Annotated in this window: 2 protein-coding genes and 1 pseudogene; all 3 read left to right on the top strand. The window is 38.9% G+C overall.

All coding sequences use genetic code 11. From position 1 onward, the window contains the following. A partial coding sequence (locus BQ7314_RS00520) for an FMN-binding negative transcriptional regulator (RefSeq protein WP_174481755.1) occupies positions 1–426 on the top strand: 426 nt, incomplete at its 5' end. A 100-nt stretch (positions 427–526) separates the two neighbouring features. Next, positions 527–667: pseudogene (locus BQ7314_RS00515) on the top strand (hypothetical protein); the annotation flags it as partial. Between the two features lie 196 nt (positions 668–863). After that, a complete protein-coding gene (locus BQ7314_RS00510) occupies positions 864–1,619 on the top strand; it encodes a transposase family protein (RefSeq protein ID WP_174481754.1) in 756 nt (251 codons plus the stop codon). Positions 1,620–1,729: the final 110 nt, after the last annotated feature.

Genomic DNA, 1,729 nt, shown 5'->3' with positions numbered 1-1,729 from the left:
TGCCATTTAGCAAAAAACAATCCTCAATGGAAGAGTATTGAAAAACAGGAAGTCTTGGTTACATTTCAAGGTCCACATGATTATATTTCACCTTCTTGGTATAGCTCTCCAGGTGTGCCAACATGGAATTATCAGTCTGTTCATATCTACGGGAAACCTGTATTAGTTACAGAGCCGAAAAAACTCTGTAGTATCGTTGGTGAATTGACAAAAAAGTATGAGTCTTCTTTTGAGAAGTCATGGAATCCTGAATATAAAGAATCATTGCTCAACATGATTATTGGTATTGAAATACAAATTACTGATATACAATGCAAATACAAGCTCAGTCAAAATCGTCCCGAAAGTGACCAAAAGCAAGTAGCTGAACAATTAAAACAGAATGGATCTATTGAGTTAGCAAAGGCAATGAAAATTGAGTTATAACAAATCATTCCACTTGACCGTAAAAAGCGGCGTTCCGCTATCGCTCCATTCTGCTTTTTACGTCAAGTGAATTCAATCGTTATAACTAAAAGGAGTTTTCGTGACATATGCATTAATTGACAATGCAACACTTACTGCTGTTCAGCGAGTAATGGGGCAAATTATTGTAAAAACACCAGATACAATTAATGGTGACTTGGTTGCTTTAGAGAATTTAGTGCAAGCAATTCTCTTTTATGATGACAGCGATTCAGAGTATCTGAAGCCGTCTAAATAAATCAATAGTATAGAGAGCATTAAAAAAATACTCTTCGCACTAAAAAATCTTGTAAAGTGGGACGTTTTTTCCTCTATTCCCATAAAGTCGGAGTAAACCCCATTAAAAAACGTCCCAAGCCAGTATAGCGCGAAAGCGTAAAAAGCAGCTAAAACAATTATTGAAACGCAAAGATAAGAGATTAAAAGAGCTGGCTCAAAAAGCAAAACAGACCGATCTGGTTTATCAGATCCACCAAACCATAGAGCATCACTTTCCAGAACTCTTCCTCTGGATGGAAGAGATAGAGGATTGTCGTAAAAAGAAATCGACCTATGCTATCGCTGAATTATTGACCGCCTGTCTCGCCATGTTTCTGTTTAAAGCTGAATCACGTAATGGGCTTAATAATTTACGGGAAGACCTGCGGTTCGAAAAAAATTATCAGCGTCTCTTTAAAATGCATTTACCTCATATGGATACCGTTGATCGTGTCATACGCCTTTTAAAAATAGAACAGTTAGAACGACTCAAGCAACAAATGGTTAAAGTGCTGATTCGGCGCAAAGTATTTCAAAAACAACGCTACCGTGGACAATGGTACTGTGTTGCAATTGATGCAAGCGGGGTGACAAGTTACCAGGAACAACACTGCGACCAATGCCTGCATAAAACATCAAAGAAAGGTTGCACAAGCTGGTTTCACAATGTATTGGAAGCAAGACTGGTCACGCCCAACGGATTCTCCATTTCCCTTCTCAGCGAATGGATTGAAAACCCTTCTGACAAAGAGTATGACAAGCAAGACTGTGAACGCAAGGCATTTACCCGTTTAGCGGCCCGCCTCAAACAAGACTTTCCTCGCCTGCCGATCCTGATTCTTGCGGATGGACTATATCCCTATGAAGGTTTTTTTATGACGCCTGAATTCGTATAATAAGTGCATAACCTCTGAAAGTAACGGATAGCAATACACTGGTTGAATTGAGACAAGACATAGGTGTAAAGTAAACAGCTACCAAACAATTTACAGAGGCTACAAATGAG

It is taken from the genome of methanotrophic endosymbiont of Bathymodiolus puteoserpentis (Logatchev), assembly GCF_900128525.1.
Classification (GTDB): domain Bacteria; phylum Pseudomonadota; class Gammaproteobacteria; order Methylococcales; family Methylomonadaceae; genus Methyloprofundus.
Note: the sequence above shows the minus strand (reverse complement) of the source record. Positions and strands in the feature narration are given on the sequence as shown.